Source organism: Pantoea sp. GABEPS69 (assembly GCF_045780835.1).
Taxonomy (GTDB): Bacteria; Pseudomonadota; Gammaproteobacteria; order Enterobacterales; family Enterobacteriaceae; genus Pantoea; species Pantoea septica.
In genome coordinates this window covers 466,017-489,160 of sequence record NZ_CP118619.1, presented here as the reverse complement: position 1 = coordinate 489,160, position 23,144 = coordinate 466,017, and the positions used below count along the sequence as shown (strand labels likewise).

The following is a 23,144-nucleotide window of genomic DNA, read 5'->3' as shown; positions in this document are numbered from 1 at the left end:
CCTTTTCTGAGGCGTCTGGCGCCGGATAATGAACGTGAGTCGCCGCTGAATCAATGCAGCGCGTGCAAAATCTGTGAACTCTTCACCGCAACCCCGAGGCCGCTATGATAACCAGCCTGTTTGACGCTTTACCGCAAGCCGCCGTGCGTGGCGAGCAAGAGACATTTGAAGAGTTGCTGCGGCGACCCGAACTGCGCATCGAGCGCATTGTCTCTACCGGCCAGGCGAGCCCGCCGGGCTTTTGGTACAGCCAGCCGCAGGGAGAGTGGGTGCTGGTGGTGCAGGGCGCGGCAGGGTTGCAGCTGGAGGGTGAAGCGCAGGAGCGGGTACTGCGCGCGGGAGATTTCATCAATCTGCCCGCGCGGACGCGCCACCGCGTGAACTGGACCAGCAGCGACGAACCGACTCTCTGGCTGGCGGTTCATTATGAGCTGCCGCCAGATGAGGGAAGTTAAAGGCTCACTCCATCTGCCTGGCGCTGCCGGCCAGCGGCGCGAGCAGCATTTGCGCAAAGCTCAGCAGCGCCAGCAGGGTCAGCGGCAGCGTCCAGTCGCCGCTCCGCTGGTGCAAAATGCCGAAAAACAGCGGGCCGAGCGCCGCCAGCGCATAGCCTACGCACTGCGCCATGCCGGAAAGCTGCGACGCCTGACGATGATCGCGAGCGCGCAGGTTAAACAGCGACAGGCAGAGCACCAGCGAGGCGCCCGCACCTAAGCCGGCGATAATCAACCATAACGCCGCCAGACGCGGCAGCAGCAGCAAACCCAGCACGCCGCAGAAAATGGCGGCGGAAGCGACAAAGGCCGTCAGACGCGCGTCGCGCAGCCGCTTTAGCGCCACCATACAGCCGAGGTTAGCGACAATCGCGATAGCCTGGTAGAGAAACAGCAGCCAGCCCGCTTCCGCCTGGCTGTAGCCTTTACTCTGCGCGTAAGGCGTAAACCAGTCGATCAGGGTGTAAAACGCCAGCGACTGTAGCGCCATAAACAGTGAAACCTGCCAGCCGATCGCCGACCGCCAGGGCGTCGCACCATCTGCGGCGAGAGAGGGCGTGACGCCTGACGAGCCAACAGCGCGCGGCGTCAGTAACGGCAGCCAGGCGAGCAGCGCCACAAGGCCCGGCACTGCCCAGACGCCGAGCGACAGGCGCCAGTCCGCGCCGGAGAGAGCGGCGAGCGGCACGGCGATCCCTGACGCCAGGCTAGCGGTCAGCGACATGGTGGCGGCATAAAGCCCGATATATTTCGCGGTGTGTTGCGTAAAGTCGCGTTTGATAAGCGGCGGCAGCAGCACGTTGGCGGCGGCGATGCCGGCGCTAAGCAGCACCGTACCGCTCCAGAGTGCCGCCTCAAGCGGCAGCCAGCGAACCATCGAACCCAGCGTTATCAGCAGCAGCGCCGCCCAGAGGCTGCGCTCCAGCCCAAAGCGATTGCCCAGCATGGCGGCGACCGGCGCCAGCGCGGCGAACAGCATTAGCGGAATGAAATTAAAGAAGCCCGCGGCGGCGGCGCTCAAGCCGAAAGCGTGGCGTACGTTTTCCAGCACCGGACCGACGGCGGTAATGGGGGCGCGCAGGTTCGCGGCGGTCAGCAGCAATACCAGCAGGAAAAAGCCAGATTGGGTAAAGCGAGAAGCGCGTAGAGCAGAAGCCTGTGGAAGGGTCATAAGATTCGCATCACAAAGTGCGGCAAAGCCGCTGTGGTGCGTTGGTTGACGTTAACGCTTACGCACCAGCAAAAGGGGGCCGGTGTCTGCGCGCTACTTTACTGAGGGATGCCGCCGCTGTAAAGCTAACCCGCAGCGGCGGCGTTTTATCGTGCTGTGCGATAACCTGCTGAACGGCAATAAAAGCGCTGGCTTATTTTTGCCAGGCAGATACGCCGCGCGCTAAATAAGCGAGCCGATGATCCAAATGTGTTTTTTAATAGCGGGATCCTGCCGCGCGCTATTTAACTGAAGCGGCAGCGTCAGCAAAAATAAGATTATTCCTTAATAATCAATCCCGTTTTATTCCGCGCTTCGCTTTTATTAAATTTGCGCAATTGTACTTAGCAACTATTATTAATTTCTGTAGCGTCCTGGCCAGGAAAGCAATCACCTGATTTGATAAGAGGAACTTGTAATGGCGATTAAAACACTGGTGGATCTCTTTATTCATGACCTTTCTGATGTCTATAGCGCAGAAAAACAGATCACTCGCGCACTGCCGAAAATGGCGCGCGCTGCAACAGACGCATCGCTAAAAGCCGCGTTTGAAGCGCACCTGGAAGAGACGCGCGGACAAATTGAACGTCTGGATCAAATTGTTGAAAAGACAGAAGAACTGCGTATTCGCCGTATGAAATGCCATGCACTGGAAGGCTTAGTGGAAGAGGCTCAGGAGATTATCGACTCCGTTGAAGCGGGCCCGGTACGCGATGCTGGCTTAATTGGTGCCGCCCAGAAAGTCGAACACTATGAAATTGCCACCTACGGCACCCTGACGGCAATGGCGAAACGCCTGGGCTTTGACGAGGCGGCGAAATTGCTGGCGGAAACGCTGCAGGAAGAAAAAGCCACGGATGAAAAACTGAATGTGATTGCTGAAAAAACCAGTTAATTATCCGACGTGATGAAATCTGTATTTGCAGCGCTCACAATTTTAAAGAGGTGAATCATGTCACATCAAGAGAATTATCTGGCCTGGTTGAAAGACGCACACGCCATGGAAAAGCAGGCGGAAAGCATGCTGGAAAAAATGGCGTCTCGTCTCGAACACTATCCCGATTTAAAAGCGCGTATCCAGCAGCATATTGAAGAAACGCGCCAGCAGCAGTCGTTATTACAGTCGGTAATCGATCGTAACGACACCTCAAATTCCGCCTTTAAAGACGCTATGGGCAAGCTATCGGCAATGGGCCAGGCGATGGGCGGCATGCTGGCTGACGACGAAGTAGTGAAAGGCGCGATCAGCGGTTATGTCTTCGAACAGTTCGAAATCGCTAACTACACCTCGCTAATCGCTGCGGCGGAGCTGGTGGGCGACCACGAAGGCGTACGTATTTTCGAACAAATTCGTGAGCAAGAGATCGCGATGGCGGAATGGTGTCTGACGCATCTGCCGGACGTAACTCAACAGTTCATGACGCGTGATGCAGCTGAAGGCGTTGAAGCGAAAAAATAATAACGCCGCAGCCAGGCCCTCTTCTCAGAGGGCCGACAATCCAACTTGAAAGGAATGAGCAATGTTCAGACACGTTAAGAAACTGCAATATACAGTCCGTGTTGAAAAGCCCAATCCAGGACTGGCTAACTTGCTGCTTGAGCAGTTTGGTGGCCCGCAGGGCGAACTCGCTGCGGCATGTCGCTACTTCACCCAGGGTTTGGGCGATGACGATCCAGGCCGTAAAGATATGTTGATGGATATCGCGACGGAAGAGTTGAGCCACCTGGAAATCATTGGCTCGCTGGTGGGTATGCTGAACAAAGGCGCGAAAGGTCAGCTGGCTGAAGGCACAGAGGAAGAGGGCGAGATTTATCGCAACATTACCGGTGCCGGTAACGACAGCCATTTGACCTCGCTGCTTTACGGCGGCGGGCCGCCGCTGACTAACTCTGCCGGTGTGCCATGGACTGCGGCCTATGTCGATACCATCGGCGAAGTGACCGCCGACCTGCGTTCAAACATCGCCGCCGAAGCGCGCGCAAAAATCCTGTATGAGCGTCTGATCAACATGACCGACGATGTCGGCGTAAAAGATGCGCTGGGCTTTTTAATGACGCGTGAAGTCGCGCACCAGATCTCGTTTGAAAAAGCGCTTTACTCAATTCGCAACAATTTCCCGCCAGGTAAATTGCCGCCGATTGAACAGTACGCCAACGTCTACTACAACATGTCTGCCGGCGAAGGCGATATGCGCGGTAGCTGGAACTCTGACGAGAACTTTGAGTTCGTGGCCGATCCGGCGCCGGCAGTTGACGGCGGCGACGGCAGCGCGTCAGTAACCCTGCCGTCCGATCAGGCGACCGATCTCGCTAATATGGCCAGCCGCACCGCCTCCGATCCCAGCCTGAACCCAACCACGGGTGCAGAGCTTGGCTCAACGCTGGGCGAAGCGAATCAGCTGAAATCTGATAAACCTCGCTCGTAAGCACCTCTCGCGTCAGTCACAATGCTGACTGACGCGATATTCCCCTTTTTGAACGATGCTTCAGCACAGGCTCGACGCCGCGTCCGCTTTCCCTGCTTAATGAAATTCCGGTTCAGGAAAATGGCCGCAGTCATTCTGGCTGGCGGTTGTGCCTGGCTGGCAGGTTTGCTGTCGCGTTTCAGCGGAAGGCACGGGTTTTTCTGGCGCCATGGGGCCTGACCGACAGGCGCTAAGCAGAGTAATAAACAGGGCAAAGGCAACAAAACGCATATCCGCTCCTTGTGATGAAATGAAGTAAGCAAACAAACGTCGTTGGTCAGCAGCGTGACCAGAGGCGTACTGCTAAGTGTAGCTGGCGGCAGGAAAAGGTCGAAAAATCAGGATGAAGCCGCAAGGCGGCTTGCAGGGCATTCGGGATCAGAACAGGGCGAACATCAGGGCGACGGGAAAGCTCATCGGCCAGGTGGCGCCGACCAGAAAGGCGCTTAGCGCGCGAATCGTCAGCTTATCCTTTGCGATAAAAAAGGTGATTAGCGTGGCGATCGAAGCCATAACCGCATAGAACACCAGCATATGTTGATAGAGGCTCATCAATACTCCGCATCGTTATAGTGGTTTTGTTGCGCACTATGCGGAAAATCGTGATCCAGATCAAGTAAAAAGCCATGGTGTTTTTTAAAGAATTTGATTTCTTACTGACAGGGCGTCTGACGCGAGCGATTTCAGGCTGAAATTCGCCGAGAAAAACGCGCCAGGTCCTTCAGGCGCGCGGCTTGCACGCGCGAATGCGCGTGGCGAAGTCAGCTCGGTTTAGAGAAAGCGCTGTTCGATATCGCGCCAGCTATCTACGCGCACATAGCCCGTTTCCTGCTGATTCTGCGCTGTGGTGAACAACACGCCTTCGCCGGTGAACTGTGCGAAGTTCTGCGGGTGGGCGTCAATCAAATAGTCTGCATTGAGAATGCCTTTGCTGCTGCAGCAAATGATATTCATCGGGCTGATAAACGGAAAATTCGCTTTCAGCCATTCAAGTTTTGCCGTTAGCGAGCGCGGGAATTCCACCGCCGCAGTGGTAATAAAAATTTCATACTCCTGCGCCAGGCGCTCAATAACGCGCTGCGCATCGGGCAATGCCGGCAATCCGGCGTAAAAACTCTCCTCGCCGATCAGTTCTTCAATCTCCTGAAACAGCGCCGGGCGCGACTGTTGTGGTTTTGCTGAGTCCAGTGAACCTGTTTGAGCCTCATGAGAGGCGGCGTCAGGGCTAAATTTGTGGTTCAAGTCGATAATGACTTCATCCATCTCAATGGCGATACGTTTCATGGTTTCCCCTCGTCAATCATCATGCCAAGGCGGCTAGAATAGCAGTCGCGCGGCTCCGCTTGTAGTCTCTGAATAAACGCCTTCCAGACAGGTTATTAAATAAGCAATTGAAGCCTGTTATGTCGTGGATTACTGTGAGGTGCGCCAGAAGCAGGGAAAAGAGAGGAGAATGCCGCCCCGAAAGGCGGCACAGAGGCTTAACTTTGCAGATAGAGCGCTTTGATATCTTCCAGTGTGGCCTCGCGCGGATTGCCGCCGGTGCAGACATCGTCCAGCGCAGCCTGAGCCAGCGCTGGCACATCATCCGGATTCAAACCGACGTCGCGCAACGAAGCCGGTATGCCCACGTCGCGGCAGAGCTGTTTTACCGCCTCGACAGCCGCCTGACGCGCTTGCGCCAGCGACAGCGTATCCACGCCTTTTACCCCCATCGCGCGCGCGATATCGCGATATTTCTCGCCGGTGTAGTCTGCATTCCACGCCATTACCCTGGGCAGCAGGATCGCATTGGCGACGCCGTGCGGCACGTTATAAAAAGCGCCCAGCGGGTGTGCCATACCGTGCACCAGGCCAAGCCCGACGTTGGAGAAGCCCATGCCGGCGACATACTGACCCAGCGCCATCTGCTCGACCGCCTGCATATCGCCTTTCACTGAATCGCGCAGCGACTGGCTAATGATTTCAATGGCGTTGAGATGCAGCATATCGGTCAGCTTCCAGGCGCCGCGCGTAATATAGCCTTCAATGGCGTGCGTCAGCGCGTCGATGCCGGTTGCGGCTTTCAGCGCTGGCGGCATGCTGGCCATCATCTCCGCATCGATGATCGCCACCTTTGGAATATCGTGCGGATCGATGCAGACGAATTTACGGCGTTTTTCTTCGTCGGTAATGACATAGTTGATGGTGACTTCCGCTGCGGTGCCTGCGGTAGTGGGGATCGCGATCAGCGTGACGCAGGGATTACGCGTCGGGGCGAAACCTTCAAGGCTGCGCACGTCCGCAAACTCAGGGTTATTGATAATTATGCCGATCGCTTTGCTGGTATCTTGCGGCGAACCGCCGCCGATGGCGATAAGATAGTCCGCCTCAGCGCGCTTAAATATCTCGACGCCGCGCTGCACCACGGCAATGGTGGGGTTCGGCACTACCTCGTCGTAGAGCGCCCAGTGAAGCTGATGCGCATCCATCAGGTCAGTGACGCGCTTCACCGCGCCAGCGGCAACCAGCGCTTTATCGGTAACGATTAGCGCCTTCGCCAGGCCTCGCCGCCTGACTTCATCAGGCAGGTTACGGATGGCACCTGCGCCAAAAAAAGCGGTCTCATTCAAAATCATACGCTGTGTCATTTTCACATCCTTGCTCAACAAAATTCCCATTACCTTCCCGCTTAACTGCTCTGCGTTTCTGCTGTCTTCGTCACATTCCCTGTGGAATACAATTGATAAAAATCAACAAATTAGCAGTTGCTTGCTCAAGCAGCATCATTTTCTGACCCAGGTAAAGCCATTCCTGCCAGGCAAGTTTCTCATCCTCTGTTAGCCTCAATGGGAGCATTAAAGCTTTAACCAATGGAGGAAATGATGGCGAAACCGCAAAATCACGGCTGGAGACTGGCCTCGCGCCCGCACGGTAAACCGGTTCAGGAGAACTTCGAATTCGGCGAAATTCCGCTGCCCGCGCTGGAAGAGGGCGATCTGCTGCTGCGCACCATCTACCTGTCGCTCGATCCCTATATGCGCGGCCGGATGAGCGACGCAAAATCCTATGCCGAACCGGTGAAGCTGGGCGACGTGATGGTCGGCGGCACGGTGAGCCGCGTCGTGGAGTCGCGCCATGGCGATTTCCAGCCAGGCGACTGGGTGTTGTCGAGCGGCGGCTGGCAGGCTTATTCGGTCGCGCCCGCCTCTGCGGTGAAAAAGCTGGGTAACGACCTCGCTAACCCATCCTGGGCGCTGGGCGTGCTGGGTATGCCGGGCTTTACCGCCTATATGGGCCTGCTGGATATCGGCGAACCGCAGCCTGGCGAAACTCTGGTGGTGGCTGCGGCGACCGGGCCGGTGGGCGCAACGGTAGGGCAGATCGGCAAGAAGAAAGGCTGTCGCGTCGTCGGCATCGCCGGCGGCGAAGAGAAGTGTCGCCATGCGGTCGAGGTGCTGGGGTTCGATCTCTGTCTGGATCACCATCAGGATGACCTGGCGGCGCAGCTGGAAAAATCCTGCCCGGAGGGCATCGACATCTATTATGAAAACGTCGGCGGCAAGGTATTCGACGCGGTATTGCCACTGCTGAATACCAAAGCGCGTATTCCGGTGTGCGGGTTGGTCTCTGGCTACAGCGCAACCGAGCTGCCGGACGGCCCGGATCGCCTGTCGCTGCTGATGGGCGATATTCTCAAGAAACGCCTGCGGGTGCAGGGCTTTATCATATTCGACGACTACGGCAATCGCTATGGCGAGTTCCTTGAGGCGATGGAGCCCTGGGTAGAGCAGGGTGAGATTCGCTATCGAGAGCACATGATCGACGGATTGCAGAATGCGCCGGCGGCGTTTTTTGACATGCTGGAGGGGAAAAACTTCGGCAAAACCGTGGTGCGCGTGGCGCAGGACGAAGAGTAAAACAGAGGTCCCGCCCGCAGGCGGGACTTTTTTTATGCCGGGATCAGCTTTTCCTGCTTCAGGCGGTCAAACAGCGCGAAGAGATCGTCGCGCGTGCTGTGATAGCCGGTAAAGCCCGCTTTGCGGCTCTTGCTCATATCGGTGAAGACCTCCATCGGACGGCCCAGATCGGCATCAGTGTGCCACCAGGAAACCAGACGGTTGATATCCGCCTCGCGTAGCTGGTAGTGCTGCGCCACTGCTTTCCACTGCGCCTCGGCGTCTGTCATACGCTGTTCCAGCGGCTGGGTTTCATCCGGCATCGGCTGTGCCTCAATGCCAAAGTAACTGGCAATCTCGCCCCACATCCATTTCCAGCGGAACACGTCGCCGTTTACGGTGTTGAAATCTTCGTTTTGCGCGCCCGGCGCGCTGGTCGCCCATTCCAGCTGCTCCGCCACCAGCGTCGCGCTGCTCATGTCGGTTACGCCGTGCCACTGCGCCGCCGAACCGGGAAAGATAAACGGCAGGTTATGGAATTTGCACAGCGAAGCGTAGACCGCCAGCGTCTGTCCCATATTCATCGCGTTGCCCAGCGCAAAACCGATCACGGTGTGCGGGCGATGCACGCTCCAGCGATAGCCATATTTCTCCGCGCCGGCGAACAGTTCATCTTCCTGCGCGTAATAGAAGTTATCGACCGGCTGGCGTCCCTGCTCTTCACGAAACGGCGTCATCGGCACCGCGCCTTTGCCGTAAGCGTCGAACGGCCCGAGATAGTGCTTAAGGCCGGTCACCAGCGCGACGTGACTGCCGTTAAGACGGTCGCCCAGCGCCTCTATTACGTTGCGCACCATTGCGCCGTTAACGCGAATGTTCTCTTTTTCCGTTTCCTGGCGCGCCCAGACGCTGAAGAAAAGCGCGTCGGGCTGGAGATCTTTCAGCGCGTCTTTTACCGAATCCGGCGAGGTCAAATCGGCGGTAAGGGCATGGCAGCCCTGCGGCACCGGCGTGCGTCCGCGCGACAGCCCGTAAACTTCCCAGCCATCCGCCAGCAGGCGCTCCGCTGTCGCGGTGCCGATCACGCCGCTGATCCCGGCGATAAGTGCTTTCTTCGACATGCTTTTCTCCCTTAGTTCTTACAACAAGACAATAGGGGAGTGTAGACCGAGATCGACGGTTAAGCCTGGCGTGCAGGCGAACTGGCTCAGGCCGCGCCAGCATCCTGGGCTAACTTTCCGTCCTGGCTGGCGAGCTAATAAGGTTCATCGCAGCGCAGCGCCTGATGGCCTGGCGCGCATTGGCTACCTGAAGTTTATTGACGATATTGCCCATATGAAATTTTACCGTACTAACGGAAATAACAAGGATAGCGGCGATCTCCGGATAGGTCTTTCCCATGCTGGCCCAGTAAAGCACCTCATGTTCGCGCTGCGTAAATATTGCTTTGGTTGCGTCCGGGCGGATAGCCTGCGTCCCTACAGCCGCCATATCAACCAGCCTGTACATTTGCGCATTGAATTCAATTAGCCGCATCTGCATAAGTTGTCTTTCGCACCAGAGAAGCGATTCGGCCGCATAACAGTCGTCGCTTTGGGTGATAACCGAAAGCAGCACTGGGGAAAACGTCAGCCAGTCGAATTAATTTGGTTCGCTGGCTGACGTCACTATCAGATATTCGAATGCTCAAAAAAACGTTTAATTTAATGCTTCTTATTGACATCCGACCCCGCAGGCAGAGCAGATTTATAATTATGAACTGCTGAATTTAACCTTCATCTGAAAATAAGAATGAATGTAGCGTCAAAGCCTGATGCTTACGTAAAGTTTAATTGAATTAATCATCATTTTGAATGAATTCCCAGCACCCAGCGCGTAAGAAGAGAGTAAGCCAGTCGCCTGGCTCACCCCTGACGCTGGTCCCTCACCCATACCAGCCATACCCTTTCGGCTCGCGTGAAAAGCCAGCGCGGCGCAGCGCGTCGATCAACGGCGACTGTCCTGCGGGTTTGCCGTCGATCGTTTCCAGCGTAAAGCCAGACGCTCTCTCTCGACGCAGCGCGACGGCCAGTGCCGCGATCGCGGCGGCGTGCCAGCTCTCTTCGCCATAGCTCAGGAGTTCTTTACCGCCCTGCGCCAGGTAGAGCGCCAGCTGACCGTGACAGATCACCACCAGCGCGCCGCTGCGGCGAACCGGACGCGAAGCGGCGCTATGCGCGGGCCAGCGCAGCGTTACGCCAAAGGGAGAGGCGGGATCGACGGCGGAAAGCGCCACCGCCAGCGGATCGCGCGCGGCGCGTTCAGCGATAATGCGCAGGCGCTCGATAGTGGCGTTCTCCGCAAACTGCGCGCCGCCCAGCCCGGCGACGAAGCGACCTCGCAGCACGCGTCCGGCATCCTCCAGCCCGCGCATCACCGGCTGCAGCGCCGGGAATCCGCCCGGTACCTGCTCTGCAATCGCCGCACCGCGCGTCACCACGCCCCAGCGGTCCAGCATATTCTCGGCAATCGCCAGCGCCAGCTGGGCCGGGGGCGCGACCGAACGATAAAGGCGCGACCAGCGTCCGGGCAGGGCGGGCGTGGCAGGACGTCCCAGCGGGAGGCTAATGCGGCCGCGTCGCGTGCGCAGCGAACGTGTCGGTTTCGCCCGCGCGCTGTTCGCCATGCCGGTCAGCTGGCGCAGCGCCGCCCAGGTATCGGAGGTGACATAGCCGGCCCACGCCAGCTCCCACAGCGCGCTCTGGATCTGCGCCTCATCGACGGGCTGCTCAGCGGCGACTGCGGCGGCGATCTGGTGCGCGAACCATGCGCCGCCATCATCCAGCCGCGCCAGAATAGCGTCGTGCAGCGGCGTCAGACGCAGCGCGTCATTGCCCTGTGGCAGCGGCAGCAGCGTTTCTGCCGCGAACTCGCGCAGGTGCAGCGAAACCAGACCGTCGTTATGACCCAGCGAACGCTCGCCTGCCCAGATAACGTCGCCCGCCGACAGCAGCTCGTCCAGCATCGCGGGCTGATAGTCATGCACGCGCGACGGCAGGATTTGCGACTGCCAGATCGAGGCAGGCAGCGCCAGCCCGGCGAGCTGTTCAACCACGCGCGCCACGCCGTTCACCCCTTCGTAACGTCCCTGCGCGACAGGCGAATGCGGCGCCTCGCCGGTTAATCCCTGCCGCTCCAGCAGTAGCGATACCCAGGCTTCCGACGGCACCGGACGCGTCGCCTCGCGCGCGGCCTGCAAAGAGCGAATGCGCAGGCGCCTGAAAACCTCTTCGGCCACCCACTGTTCGCGCCACCCGGCCCGCTCTTCTTCGGGCAGGCCAAAATCGCCCTTGAGCAATTTGCCCTGGCTGCGCATGCGCTCCAGCGTTTCGCTGACCACCGCCGGGCCCAGCCCGAAATGACGCGCCAGCTCGCCAGTGGTAAAGGGCGTATGGGTGCGCGCGTAGCGGCTGAACAGATCGCGCAGCGGATCGGCGGCCGGCTGTAAAAAGGCAACGGGAATATCTGGCGGCAGCGTTACCCCTAGCGCATCGCGCAGGCGCGCGGCGTCTTCAATCGCTGCCCAGCGCCGTTCGCCGCTAATGGTGACGTCGATGGCGCGATGTGCCTCCACCAGCTCAGCGATGGCGCGCTCGGGTGCGTCGCCGTCGAAGCGGGCGGCCAGCGCCGCTGCGCTCAGCGGGCCCAGCTCGCGCAGCAGATCGGCAACGCCCTCTTTTTCGCTGACCCTGTAGCGCGCGGCGAGGCGCTGCAACTCTTTCGCTACCTGGGCCGTCACCCCGGCATCCAGCAGTTCGCGCATATCGGCCTGGCCAAGCAGCTCGCTCAGCAGGCCGCTGTCGAGCGCCAGCAGCGAGGCGCGCCGTTCCGCCAGCGGCGCATCGGTGGCGTAGATAAACTCTGCCACGTAACCGAACAGCAAGGGCGCGGCGAAAGGCGACGGCGCTTCGGTCGTCACCTCGGCAAACTGCACGCTGCCGTTTTGAATGCGCGCCATCAGCTCATGCAGCGCAGGCAAATCGTACACATCCTGCAGACACTCGCGCGCCGTCTCGATCAGAATGGGAAAATCGGGATAGTCGCGCGCTATCGCCAGCAGCTCTCCGGCGCGCAGACGCTGCTGCCAGAGCGGCGAGCGCTTGCCAGGATTGCGGCGCGGCAGCAGGAGAGCGCGCGCCGCGCATTCGCGGAAACGTGCGGCAAACAGCGCCGAATGACCGATGGCTTCCGCGACCTCGCGCGGCAGGGCATCGGCGTCGAACTGAAACAGCTCGGCGCCCGGCACGCGTCCTTCCATATCGGGAAAGCGCGCGACAATGCCGTCATCGCTCGCCACGACAGAGGGATCTAGACCCATCCTGCGGCGTATACGCGCTGCGACCGCCAGCGCCCAGGGCGCGTGTACGCGCTGGCCCCACGGCGAATGGAGAATAACGCGCCAGTCACCGGTCTCATCGCGGCAGCGCTCGATCAGCAGCGTGGCGTCGGTCGGCAGCAGACCTGTCGCCTCGCGCTGCTCCGCTATCAGCGCCTGAAGATTATGCTGCGCGCTGGCGTCGAGTCCCGGTATCTGGCTGACCTCGCCGGACTGCTGCGCCCAGTCCAGCTGGCGTAAAAAGCGGCCAATGCTTTCGCCCAGCAGCGCCGATCTTCCCAGCCCGTCGCCACGCCAGAAGGGAAGACGCGCCGAGCGGCCGGGCGCGGGCACCACCACCACCTGATCGTGAGTGATCTGCTGAATGCGCCAGGAGGTGGCGCCGAGCGTGATAATGTCGTTTACCCGCGATTCGTACACCATCTCTTCATCCAGCTCGCCGACCCGGCGCGATCCCGCCTGCTCTTCGCCTTCGGGCAGCATCACGCTGAAGGCGCCGCGATCGGGAATAGTGCCGCCGCTGGTGACGGCGAGGTGTTGCGCGCCGGGACGAGGCGTCAGCAGATTCGCCTCGCGATCCCATATCAGGCGCGGACGAAACTGGGCGAACTCGTCGGAGGGATATTTGCCCGCCAGCATATCCAGCGTGGCGTCAAACAGGCTGCGCGGCAGATTGCGAAAAGGATCGGCGCGACGCACGACGGTGAACCACGCATCCACCGAGAGGGTATCCATCGCCACCGCGGCGACCGTCTGCTGCGCCAGCACGTCGAGCGGATTTTGCGGCGGCGCAACCGGCTCCAGTTCGCCGCTCAGCATGCACTGCACAATCACGGCGGCGTCGAGCAGATCGCGCCGCGTGCGCGGAAAAACGATGCCGCTGGAGATGCCGTCGACCTGATGGCTGGCACGGCCGACGCGCTGTAGCGCGCTGGCGACCGAGGGCGGCGCGCCGACCTGGATCACCAGATCGACCGTTCCCATATCGATACCCAGTTCCAGACTTGAGGTGGCGACGACGCAGCGCAGTTCGCCAGCTTTGAGGGCGTCTTCGATTTCACGTCGCTGCTCTTTCGAAACCGAGCCGTGATGCGAGCGGGCGATAGTGGCTGACGCGCCGTCGCTGCGTTTCTCGGTGCCGCCGCTGAATGATCCGTAGGCGTGGGCGGGTTTCGCCCGCGCCTCTGCATCGCCGAGGCTGGCGGCGTAGCGTTCGTTAAGCCGCGCCGTCAGCTTCTCCGCCAGCCCGCGAGAGTTGGCAAACACGATGGTGGCGCGGCGCGCCAGCACCAGCTCAAGGATGCGCTGTTCGATATGGGGCCAGATTGAGCCAGATGCGATGCTGCCGTCGGGCGCGCCGCTGCTATCGGGGCGTGCTGGTATATCGGTCATATCTTCGACCGGTACGGCGATGCGCATCTCCAGCGCGCGCGAAGCGGGCGGGTTAACGATGAGGGTTTCCTGCGCGCCGCCGAGAAACTGCGCGATGCGCTCCACCGGCCGCACCGTGGCCGAGAGACCAATGCGCTGGGCCGGCTGGGGCAGCAGCGCATCCAGCCTCTCCAGGCTCAGCGCCAGCTGCGCGCCACGTTTGCCGCCTGCCACCGCGTGTACCTCATCCAGAATCAGCGTTGTAACGCCGCGCAGCGCTTCGCGGGCGCGCGACGTCAGCATTAAAAACAGCGATTCCGGCGTGGTGATCAGGATATCGGGCGGCGTGCGCTGAAGCTTAGCCCGTTCATTAGCTGGGGTATCGCCTGAACGCATGCCCACCGTCAGCGTAATCGCCTTTTCGCCGCGCGCGTGACGCTGCTGGTAAACGCCCTCCAGCGGCAGCTGCAGATTGCGCTGCACGTCCGCCGCCAGCGCCTTAACCGGCGAGATATAGAGAATGCGCGTGCGCGTGGCTTTCTCCGGCGTCTCCTGCGCTTCGCGCTCGCGAAACAGCGCGTCAATAGCATGCAAAAACGCCGCGAGGGTTTTACCCGATCCGGTCGGCGCGATCACCAGCGCATGTTTGCCGCTGGCGATGGCATCCCAGGCCGCCGACTGCACCAGCGTGGGCGCGGCGAAGGAGAGCTGGAACCAGCCTTGAGTCGCGGGAGAAAAGCGTGAAAGCGCAGCAGCCTTAGCGGACATATAAGATTGAAATCACCGTGTTAGCAGGGAATGCCTAAGCGTAGACCCTGGCGCTAAGCGCTGCGCGGTGAAAAAATGCCTCAGGTTTTGCTTAATGTTGTGTTCTCATTTTTATGCCTGTTCCCGCTGCGCCTTCCATACTTAGGCTTCAGCCATCCAAACGGAGACAGAATTCATGAGATTAGCAAGCGCCTTTCTGCTGGCGGCACTGCCGGCGGCGAGTTTCGCCGCCGCGCCGCTTTTTACGCTGCAATCGCAGGATTTTACGGACAACGCCTTTTTACCAAAATCGTTTGCCGGAAATAATAAAAGCAGCCCCGCCTGTACCGGCGACAACGTCTCGCCTGCGCTGAGCTGGTCGAACGCGCCGCAGGACACAAAAAGCTTTGCGCTGCTGGTCACCGATCCTGTCGGGGCCAAAGGCCTCGGCGTCACCCATATGGTGGCTTACAACATTCCCGCCGCCACTACCGCCTTCGCCCAAGGCGATCTCACCAAAGGCAAAGGCTATACCGGCGGCAAAAATTCTCCTGGCACCAACGCCTGGTATGGGCCATGCCCGCCGGTCGGCAGCGGCATGCATCACTATAACTTTGTCGTCATCGCTACTGATTTGCCGCCTGAACAGCTTAAGCCTGGTCTGACGCATGAAGAGCTGGTAAAGCAGCTAAAAGGCCACGCGCTCGGCGCAGCCTCGCTGGTGGGGCGGTTCAGCAACGATCCGCAGGAGTAAAAGAGCAGGGCGCAGGCCGAAACGGCCTGCGCGGCGTAGCTGCCGGAGATGTGGTTTGCCGCCAACGCGTTCGCCTGGCGGTAAACCACGCCCGCCTTTAGTGATGACAATAAAATTCCCTGGTATAGCATCAGATTCAGCTATTAATAAAAGCGTTCAATTAAAGTCAGAAGAAGAACAAAAAAATTATCTGTTATATTAGGCAAAACTCGACTGATTATTGCGCGATTTTTTCTGATGACGGCCGACGGCTAATTTTGCCGCCCGTTCGCCCCGCTTCAAGCGCACGTTCACGACTGTTTGTAACATTCCCGCCGCTTAGCTGACCGCCTTTGCGCCCCGCAACCCGCGCCCTTTCCGGGTTTTCCGCAAAGTTACCCGGACCACCGCGTCGTTGAAACATATCGTCACCTCGCTCAGGGAAAAATATCCAGAGACGAATGAACTATGAAATCAGAAACCTGATATTTCAATAATGCACTGCAGAGATAATATTTAATTCCTGAAAAGGATTAATAGTCAGGCAAAATCTGGCGCATCTAATCTGTTCATATTAAATAAATTAAATGACACTTTTGTACAATTATTTTTCAGCTGTACATATTTTCCGAAAATGCTAATTCGTGAAGGTAATCACAGAGTAATCACTGTCATTCCCGTTTGGTTTCGCTTAAGTCAGCATTAAGCTCTGATGCGGCTGCCAGGCAGGCAGCAGAGAAAGACATTGTGCCTCACACTATTGCAGCGGCTGGCGCGCCAGCAGCGCAGCGGGACATTTCAGTGGTCTATACTCGATGTAACCGAAGCGAGAAACAGCCAGCAAGATGAGGTGACAATGAGCGAAGAGGATGAACGCCAGCTGTTTGAGCGCTGGATCCGCAGCGATGAGTTTTTTGAGGAGCGCTGGCTCAGACGAGACAGCTTTCGAGGCTATCGCTACCATCTGGTAGAAAATCGCTGGAAGGCGTGGCTCGCGCGCAGCAAACTGAGCCCGTAATCTCTTGTCCTGATGCAAATCTGGCTTGTAAATGAGACTCTCACCAGACAAAAGCGTCGGTTGCTTTTCTCCGTTATTACCCCTGCAAGAAAAAACTCACTCCTGATTGACCACTCTCTCTGAAACATAAACGCCAGCTCGTAGAAAAATCAATCAATATGAATGCCAAAGCGGAAAATTTATTAATTCAGTACAGCGACTGCGCCTCTGTAACGCTTATTTTTTCTGCCAGTCTAGGCCGAAAATAAATGCTGGCGCCGGGGTATCGGCATGCGTGCGGTAAACTTTAGTTTTAGATAGTAATAAAACCTTATCCTCCAGCATGGCTTACCTTGATGGGAATAATCAATAAAAAGATTTCTTTTAAGTTTATGTATTGTAAGATTTTTAATCAGTTTGGCTTAGTTTTATCATGCAGTAAATATCGTCTTTACACTCAGTGGTAAATCACCGTTAGCAACCTATACTCCATTTCCGTTGCGTATTTTTGCCGTGCGTTTTTAAAAAAAGGTGTCGCAGAGTATTAGCGGCGCAACCCTGACTATTTGTTGAAAAATTAGCCCGGCTTATTTTTTACACTTATTGCCAATGCCACCAGTCAGACTTACCAGGATGGAAAATGATGAAAAACCTGCTTGATAAAATTAACCTGCCCGTTAAATTTCTTATCCTCGGCTTATTCGCCCTGATTTTATTTGTTTTACCGACGACGCTCTTTATTCAGACCGGAAATCAGCTTATCGACGCCAAGCAGCGCGAGCTGAGCGGCGTTCCGGTGGAAAAACATATGCTGAAGCTACTGAACCTGCTGCAGCGTCATCGCGCGGAAACGGCTATCGCTATCGCGCTGAAGAAGCCTGACAACCCGCCGCGTATGGCGCTGGTGGCCGAGATCAACCGGCTCTCCGACGTTATTCAGTCAGAGCTGCGACAGCAGGACGCTAGCGCGCAGCCGTTGCAGCGTCTTGATAAAATGGGACAGGCGTGGCTACAGCTGCAGAGCGATATCAACGGCGGCGCGCTCTCTTTCGCTGACAGCCTGACCGCGCATGCGCAGCTAATCCAGCTCATGCTGAGCGCCAATCTTGACGTGCTGGACTATTACGGCATGTCTCTTGACAGCGATTTGAATACCTACCAGCTGATTACCAGCATTTTTAACCGACTGCCGCAGCTCACCGAGACGCTGGGACAAATCCGGGCTGCCGGCGCCTCGCTGCTTGGCTCTGGCACCATTTCTGAAAGCGATTACAGCCGCATGTCATTTCAGATAGATACGGGAAAAGTGGCGCTGGATCAGTTTAACGGCAACCTTGAGAAGGTCTACGCCATCGAACCGGCGTTGGCTGCGGATTTTGGCGCTGCCGCGCAGGAGGCGGAGCGCCAGGCGCTCGGCGCGCTGCAGCTGGCCGAGCGCATTTTTGTCAGCAGAAGCGCCAGCGTCGCGCCGGTTGAATATGTTCAGACCTTTACCCACGCCATCAACCAGTTCAGCGCGCTCGGCGAGCAGAACAGCGACCGCCTGACGCAGATGCTGCAAAAGCAGATCGATACGCGTCGTCATGCGCAATTTATGCTGCTGGCCGGTCTGCTGGCGGTCGCGCTGGTAGCCATTTTCATGGCGCTGATGATCAGCCGTTCGGTTACGCGACCGCTGCAGGACGCCGTTCGCCTCGCCAGCCAGGTCGCGGCAGGCGATCTCACCTCGACGCTGCACATTGGCGGCAGCAATGAAATGGCTGAGCTGCTGCACGCCCTGATGAAGATGCAGCAGCACCTTGCCCGTCTGGTTTCCGATATCAAAAACCATGCCGCCACTATCGCGACCTCTTCCGAAGAGATAGCCCAGGGCAACGGCGATCTCTCTTCCCGCACGGAAGAGCAGGCCGCCTCGCTGGCGCAAACCGCCGCCAGCATGGAGCAGCTGGCCTCGATTATTCAGCAGAACGCCGACAATACCCGCTTTGCGTCGGATAAAGCGGTTTCCGCCACCCAGGCGGCTCTGATGAGCGGCGAGGCGATGGATTCGGTGATGGAGTCGATGCGCAAGATCCGCGGCAGCTCAGGCCAGATTGAGGAGATTACTTCAGTCATCGACAGCATCGCCTTCCAGACCAATATCCTGGCGCTCAACGCCGCGGTAGAGGCCGCCCGCGCCGGCGAGTCGGGCAAGGGCTTCGCGGTGGTCGCCACGGAGGTGCGCGCGCTGGCGCAGCGTTCGGCCAGCGCCGCGAAGGAGATCAAAAGCCTGATTGAGCAGTCGGTCGGCCAGGCGCAGGAAGGAATGAACATGGCGCAAAGCGCGGGCGAGAAAGTGAAGCAGAGCCTTAACGCTATTGAGCAGACCTCGCAGCTGATCCGCGACATCTCCTCTTCGTCGGCAGAGCAGAGCAGCGGCGTTTCGCAGGTCAATATTGCGGTTAATCAGATGGATCAAGTGACCCAGCAGAATGCGGTGCTGGTGGAGCAGTCGGCGGTTTCGGCGGACGATCTGGCTGAACGCGCCGGGCAGCTGCGCCATATGGTCGCGGTATTCCGTACGCTCTGAAGCTGCAGCAGAGCGTCAGCAAAACGGCAGTAAGTTTCTGCCGTTTTTGCGTAACGCATACGGCTGAAACCGCTATGCTTATGGACCAGACCAAAAAGAGCAGAGGTAGGTTTGTATATAACAGAGGTCGATGTCGATCATTATGCGCTTGAATTAAGACGCATTGCAGCAGGGTACCAGACAGGCGAAAAATTACCGGATGTAAAAAAGAAGGTCGACGGGCTTATCGATATGCTTAAAGCCACGCTGACCAGCGATGCGCAGCAGCAGGTGCAGGCCTGGAGCGAGCTGGCGGATGCCTTGAGCTACTACATGAAAAACACCGCCGATCCCGACTGGACCACCATCATGGCCTACGCCAAACGAAAGGTGAACCGCAGTAAACAGAACGCCATGTTCAGACGTAAACGCTTCAAGGATTAAACCGCCAGCGGCGGTTTTTTTCTGCCTGTCATCTCCCTCTTCGCGCCTCTTGCTGACAAATTCCGCTATCCCGCTCAGGCTATACTCTCCTGCTTCACCGCCGTGCAATGGTGTTATGCAGTAATGGTTTGATGCGCAGATTCACCCGCTATTTACCCTCAACACGCAGTGTTACCGGAATTGGGAGATCACCATGAAGAAGATTGGCATCAACGGTTTTGGACGTATTGGCCGTCTGGTTTTAAGACGTATTCTGGAACAGCAGGAAGCCGTGGAGGTGGTGGCGATCAACGATCTCACCTCGCCCGAGATGCTCGCCTATCTGCTGAAGTATGACTCCAACTACGGCGCATTCCACGGCGACGTCAGCGTGGACGGCAACGCGCTGCTGGTTAACGGTAAGAAAATTACCGTTTTCGCCGAGAAAGAGGCGAAAAACATTCCGTGGGGATCGCTGGGCGTTGACGTGGTTATCGAATGCACCGGCTTCTATACCTCGGCGGAAAAAGCGCAGGCGCACCTGGACGCGGGCGCGGGCAAGGTGCTGATCTCCGCGCCGGCCGGCGAGATGAAAACCATCGTCTATAACGTCAACCACGACACTATCAGCGCCGAAGACAAAATCATCTCCGTCGCCTCCTGCACCACGAACTGCCTGGCGCCGATGGCGAAAGCCCTGCACGACAATTTCGGCATCAAGGTCGGCACCATGACCACTATTCACGCCTACACCGGCACTCAGGCGCTGGTGGATGGGCCGCGCGGCAAAGATTTCCGCTCCTCGCGCGCCGCAGCGGAAAATATTATCCCACACACCACCGGCGCGGCGAAGGCGATCGGGCTGGTGATCCCAGCGTTGACCGGCAAGCTGAAAGGGCATGCGCAGCGCGTGCCGACCAAAACCGGTTCGGTCACCGAGCTGGTGTCGATTCTGGATAAAAAGGTCACGGTCGACGAGATCAACGCGGCGCTCAAGCGCGCCTGCGAGAACTATGAATCTTTCAAATATACGGAAGATCAGATCGTCTCTACCGACGTGATCGGCGTGCCTTACGGCTCAATATTTGACGCGACCCAGACGGAGATCAGCGAAGCGGGCGACCTGCAGCTGGTGAAAACCGTCTCCTGGTATGATAACGAATATGGCTTCGTGACCCAGCTGGTGCGCGTGCTGCATCTTTACGTATCGCTGTAATCGCAGGCGGGCTGCTCAGCCCGCCTTATTTCCCAGCTGCTCCTGCAAAAAGTTCAGCAGCACGCGGTTCACCTCGCTGCGCTGGCGATGCTGCGGATAAACCGCATTCAGGCAGAGCGGCGCGGGCTGATATGCCTCCAGAACGCTCACCAGTTCGCCGCGCTTTAGCGCCGGCTCGACGATAAATCCCGGCAGCAGCACCAGTCCCAGCCCGGCGATCGCCGCATCGCGCAGCACCTCGCCGTTATTGCTCAGCATCGGGCCCTGCACCGGCACGCTCTTGCTTTTGCCCGCCTGCTGGAGTTCCCAGCCGCTCAGGGCTTCTCGGCCATAGCGCAGGCAGGCGTGCTGAGCGAGGTCGTCCGGCGTAGCGGGCGTGCCCGCGCGCGCGAGGTAAGCGGGGCTGGCGCAGATCAGACGCCGCTGCTCGCCGAGGCGGCGCGCAATCAGGGTCGAATCCGCCAGCGCGCCGATGCGAATCGCCATATCGAATCCTTCGCCGATCATATCGACGTAGCGATCCGCCAGCTCGATGTGAAACTGCAGCGCAGGATGCTGCGCCAGAAACTGCGCGATAAGCGGCGAGAGGTGGCTCATGCCGAACGACATCGGCATGCTGATGCGGAACGTGCCATGTAGCTCCTGGCGTCGGGTCGACATCGCCTGCTCCGCTTCATGGATATCGTCGAGAATGCGCTGCGCATGGGTGAGAAACAGCATGCCCGCTTCGGTCACTGAAAGCTTACGCGTATTGCGGATCAGAAGCTGCGAACCGAGCGACGCCTCCAGCGCGGCCATACGGCGGCTGACGTACTGCTTGGAGAGCATCAGCTGTTCCGCCGCGGCGGTGAAATTGCCCGCATGGATCACGGCAACGTAAATACGAAGATCTTCAGTCTGCATATTGTCCACTTATTTGTGACAGTGATTGCCATATTGGCCTGTTTTTAAGGGTTTTAGTTTACGGTATTGTCTGTCCCATCGGAAGGGCACAGGCGCTTCCCCCTTACAACACAGGAGCAGACCATGATTGAGCAACGACTGTCAGAGCAACGCGGCCATGGCGACCACGGCTGGTTGAACTCACGCCACACCTTTTCGTTTGCGAACTACTGGGATCCGAAACAGAGCGGCTTTTCCGACCTGCTGGTGATCAACGACGATCGGGTTGCGGCTTCTCGCGGTTTCGGCGCGCATCCGCACTCCAACATGGAGATCCTCTCTTACGTGCTGGAAGGGGCGCTGGAGCATAAAGATTCCATGGGCACCGGTTCGGTTATCGTCCCGGGCGACGTGCAGCTGATGAGCGCGGGCAGCGGCGTGACCCACAGCGAGTTCAACCATTCGAAAAGCGAAGGCGTGCACTTTCTGCAGATCTGGATTGTGCCGTCTGAAAAAGGAACGCCGCCCGGTTATCAGCAGATTTCGGTGCCGGAAAGCGAAAAGCGCGGTCAGCTGCGCCTGATCGTTTCGCCCGAAGGTGAGGACAATGCTTTATCGGTGCGTCAGGATATGCGCCTTTACGCCGGTCTCTTCAATGGCGATGAGCAGCAGACTTTCCCGCTGGACGAGACGCGCTACGCGTATATCCACGTTGCGCGCGGCAGCGTGACGGTGAACGGCATGCGTTTCAATGCAGGCGACGGCGCGCGCGTGCGTAACGAGGCAAGCCTGACCTTTAGCGAGGGCGATAATGCCGAAGTGCTGCTGTTCGACCTGCGTCCGATCGAGGTGAATCATCCGAGCCGCTGATCGCTGTTAAAGGCCAGCACCCTGTTACTTAAAGCAGCACGTCGCATTGTCGACGTGCTGTTTTCGCTTATTTATCGTCCCGCTCTTCCTCTTTCTCCAGCCCAAGCGGCACTTCATGATCCAGCCTGTGCGGCTTCAGCAATTGAATATCCAGAATCACATAGGTCATGGTGGTAATAAACAGCGAGATCACGCTACCGATAACGCCGCTGGTGGTGAAGGTAAAGAAGTTGTACATCACCACCCAGGTTACGCAGATAAACAGCGCCAGCGCGACGTTAATCGCGGAAAACGAGTAGTGCGTGGTGCGCGCGCCGAGATCCATTATCTGCTTATAGAGATTGCCGCCGGCATACTTCTCCAGCAGCACGATGGATCGCTCCCAGTTTTGCTGCCGGCGGGCGCTGCTGCGGGTAACGAACAGAAACAGCAGCGACACAAAAAAGCCGGAGAAGGCGAGCAGCACCGGTACCGCCTGCAGCGCGTAGTCGAGGCTCTTATGACCGGTGGTGCGCGAGAGATCCAGCGTCAGCGAAGCGCCGAGCGCGGCATAGAGAAAGACGAACAGCGCCAGGAACAGCGCGTTACGCTTCCAGTCGCTCTCTACTTCGACAGTTCGCTGCGCCCGCGCGCTTTGCAGCGCCTGACGTATTGATTCCGCCTGTGCGGAGCCTGGCTCGATCGTCTCTACCGGCTCGCCGAAAAAAGTGTGCAGAAATGGCTCATCCGCTTTTTCAATTATCATTTCTTTTATCCATAAAGGTGATACGCGATGGGCACAGTGTAATGGAGGGACAGCGCAGGGCAAAGCGCGGCCCTGCTTGCAGAAAATTTACTCAGTATGCATCGACGGCGTGCATTACGTTTTAGCGCTTTACTGGCGTGTATCGCTTTTACTTTCTCTCGCCATCCTGTCGAGGCACTGCTTATTGGCA

21 protein-coding genes are annotated in these 23,144 nt (G+C 58.1%); 11 read left to right on the top strand and 10 right to left on the bottom strand.

All coding sequences use genetic code 11. The features are described 5' to 3' along the window. The first annotated feature begins 104 nt into the window (after positions 1-104). The gene (locus PVE98_RS22120; RefSeq protein WP_096074192.1) at positions 105-455 is read left to right on the top strand and encodes a cupin domain-containing protein; all 351 of its coding nucleotides are present in this window, start codon (positions 105-107) and stop codon (positions 453-455) included. Positions 456-459: 4 nt separating this feature from the next. Here PVE98_RS22120 and PVE98_RS22115 read toward each other — a convergent pair whose 3' ends face one another. Continuing rightward, positions 460-1,665, bottom strand: a complete 1,206-nt coding sequence (locus tag PVE98_RS22115; RefSeq protein WP_096074193.1) for an MFS transporter — start codon at positions 1,663-1,665, stop codon at positions 460-462. 457 nt (positions 1,666-2,122) lie between these two features. On the opposite strand from PVE98_RS22115, the gene PVE98_RS22110 reads away from it, so the two are divergent. From PVE98_RS22110 to PVE98_RS22100, 3 genes are all read left to right on the top strand, one after another. Then, positions 2,123-2,599: a ferritin-like domain-containing protein gene (locus PVE98_RS22110; protein ID WP_033749031.1), complete on the top strand. Its 477-nt coding sequence runs from the start codon at positions 2,123-2,125 to the stop codon at positions 2,597-2,599. Between the two features lie 57 nt (positions 2,600-2,656). After that, the gene (locus PVE98_RS22105; RefSeq protein WP_187143693.1) at positions 2,657-3,163 is read left to right on the top strand and encodes a ferritin-like domain-containing protein; all 507 of its coding nucleotides are present in this window, start codon (positions 2,657-2,659) and stop codon (positions 3,161-3,163) included. 61 nt (positions 3,164-3,224) lie between these two features. Further along, entirely contained in the window at positions 3,225-4,130 is a 906-nt protein-coding gene (locus PVE98_RS22100; RefSeq protein ID WP_313618850.1) for a manganese catalase family protein, read from the top strand. 417 nt (positions 4,131-4,547) lie between these two features. Here the strand turns inward: PVE98_RS22100 and PVE98_RS22095 are convergent, their stop codons facing one another. From PVE98_RS22095 to fucO, 3 genes are all read right to left on the bottom strand, one after another. Then, positions 4,548-4,721, bottom strand: coding sequence for a GhoT/OrtT family toxin (locus tag PVE98_RS22095; RefSeq protein WP_065426280.1), 174 nt, complete (start codon positions 4,719-4,721; stop codon positions 4,548-4,550). A gap of 219 nt (positions 4,722-4,940) precedes the next feature. Then, positions 4,941-5,453, bottom strand: coding sequence for a 5' nucleotidase, NT5C type (locus tag PVE98_RS22090; protein ID WP_096074196.1), 513 nt, complete (start codon positions 5,451-5,453; stop codon positions 4,941-4,943). Positions 5,454-5,650: 197 nt separating this feature from the next. After that, positions 5,651-6,799, bottom strand: a complete 1,149-nt coding sequence (fucO, locus tag PVE98_RS22085) for a lactaldehyde reductase (protein ID WP_096074197.1) — start codon at positions 6,797-6,799, stop codon at positions 5,651-5,653. 234 nt (positions 6,800-7,033) lie between these two features. Here fucO and PVE98_RS22080 point away from each other — a divergent pair, with 234 nt between their 5' ends. After that, a complete protein-coding gene (locus PVE98_RS22080; protein ID WP_272869526.1) occupies positions 7,034-8,068 on the top strand; it encodes an NADP-dependent oxidoreductase in 1,035 nt (344 codons plus the stop codon). Positions 8,069-8,100: 32 nt separating this feature from the next. Here the strand turns inward: PVE98_RS22080 and PVE98_RS22075 are convergent, their stop codons facing one another. The 3 genes from PVE98_RS22075 to PVE98_RS22065 all read right to left on the bottom strand — a co-directional run bounded on the left by PVE98_RS22075 (position 8,101) and on the right by PVE98_RS22065 (position 14,561). After that, entirely contained in the window at positions 8,101-9,168 is a 1,068-nt protein-coding gene (locus tag PVE98_RS22075; protein WP_033749021.1) for an SDR family oxidoreductase, read from the bottom strand. Between the two features lie 109 nt (positions 9,169-9,277). Beyond that, on the bottom strand, positions 9,278-9,589 hold the full coding sequence (locus PVE98_RS22070) for a response regulator transcription factor (protein ID WP_096074199.1): 312 nt from the start codon (positions 9,587-9,589) through the stop codon (positions 9,278-9,280). Between the two features lie 382 nt (positions 9,590-9,971). Further along, the gene (locus PVE98_RS22065) at positions 9,972-14,561 is read right to left on the bottom strand and encodes an ATP-dependent helicase (RefSeq protein ID WP_096074200.1); all 4,590 of its coding nucleotides are present in this window, start codon (positions 14,559-14,561) and stop codon (positions 9,972-9,974) included. 175 nt (positions 14,562-14,736) lie between these two features. Here PVE98_RS22065 and PVE98_RS22060 point away from each other — a divergent pair, with 175 nt between their 5' ends. Next, on the top strand, positions 14,737-15,294 hold the full coding sequence (locus PVE98_RS22060; protein WP_096074201.1) for a YbhB/YbcL family Raf kinase inhibitor-like protein: 558 nt from the start codon (positions 14,737-14,739) through the stop codon (positions 15,292-15,294). A 217-nt stretch (positions 15,295-15,511) separates the two neighbouring features. Here PVE98_RS22060 and PVE98_RS22055 read toward each other — a convergent pair whose 3' ends face one another. After that, positions 15,512-15,697: a general stress protein gene (locus PVE98_RS22055; protein ID WP_096074202.1), complete on the bottom strand. Its 186-nt coding sequence runs from the start codon at positions 15,695-15,697 to the stop codon at positions 15,512-15,514. A gap of 432 nt (positions 15,698-16,129) precedes the next feature. Here PVE98_RS22055 and PVE98_RS22050 point away from each other — a divergent pair, with 432 nt between their 5' ends. From PVE98_RS22050 to gap, 4 genes are all read left to right on the top strand, one after another. After that, entirely contained in the window at positions 16,130-16,291 is a 162-nt protein-coding gene (locus tag PVE98_RS22050; protein WP_187143694.1) for a hypothetical protein, read from the top strand. Positions 16,292-16,913: 622 nt separating this feature from the next. After that, positions 16,914-18,839 (top strand): methyl-accepting chemotaxis protein, encoded by a 1,926-nt coding sequence (locus tag PVE98_RS22045; protein ID WP_096074352.1) that lies wholly within the window; start codon positions 16,914-16,916, stop codon positions 18,837-18,839. 231 nt (positions 18,840-19,070) lie between these two features. Then, the gene (locus PVE98_RS22040; protein ID WP_127908351.1) at positions 19,071-19,262 is read left to right on the top strand and encodes a hypothetical protein; all 192 of its coding nucleotides are present in this window, start codon (positions 19,071-19,073) and stop codon (positions 19,260-19,262) included. A 193-nt stretch (positions 19,263-19,455) separates the two neighbouring features. Then, entirely contained in the window at positions 19,456-20,457 is a 1,002-nt protein-coding gene (gene gap / locus PVE98_RS22035; RefSeq protein WP_333620573.1) for a type I glyceraldehyde-3-phosphate dehydrogenase, read from the top strand. Positions 20,458-20,472: 15 nt separating this feature from the next. Here the strand turns inward: gap and PVE98_RS22030 are convergent, their stop codons facing one another. Next, positions 20,473-21,360, bottom strand: a complete 888-nt coding sequence (locus tag PVE98_RS22030; RefSeq protein WP_096074204.1) for a LysR family transcriptional regulator — start codon at positions 21,358-21,360, stop codon at positions 20,473-20,475. Between the two features lie 123 nt (positions 21,361-21,483). On the opposite strand from PVE98_RS22030, the gene PVE98_RS22025 reads away from it, so the two are divergent. Beyond that, positions 21,484-22,209, top strand: a complete 726-nt coding sequence (locus PVE98_RS22025; RefSeq protein WP_033749009.1) for a pirin family protein — start codon at positions 21,484-21,486, stop codon at positions 22,207-22,209. A 67-nt stretch (positions 22,210-22,276) separates the two neighbouring features. Here the strand turns inward: PVE98_RS22025 and PVE98_RS22020 are convergent, their stop codons facing one another. Then, complete coding sequence (locus PVE98_RS22020) at positions 22,277-22,954, bottom strand: hypothetical protein (protein ID WP_048781165.1); 678 nt, start codon at positions 22,952-22,954, stop codon at positions 22,277-22,279. Positions 22,955-23,144: the final 190 nt, after the last annotated feature.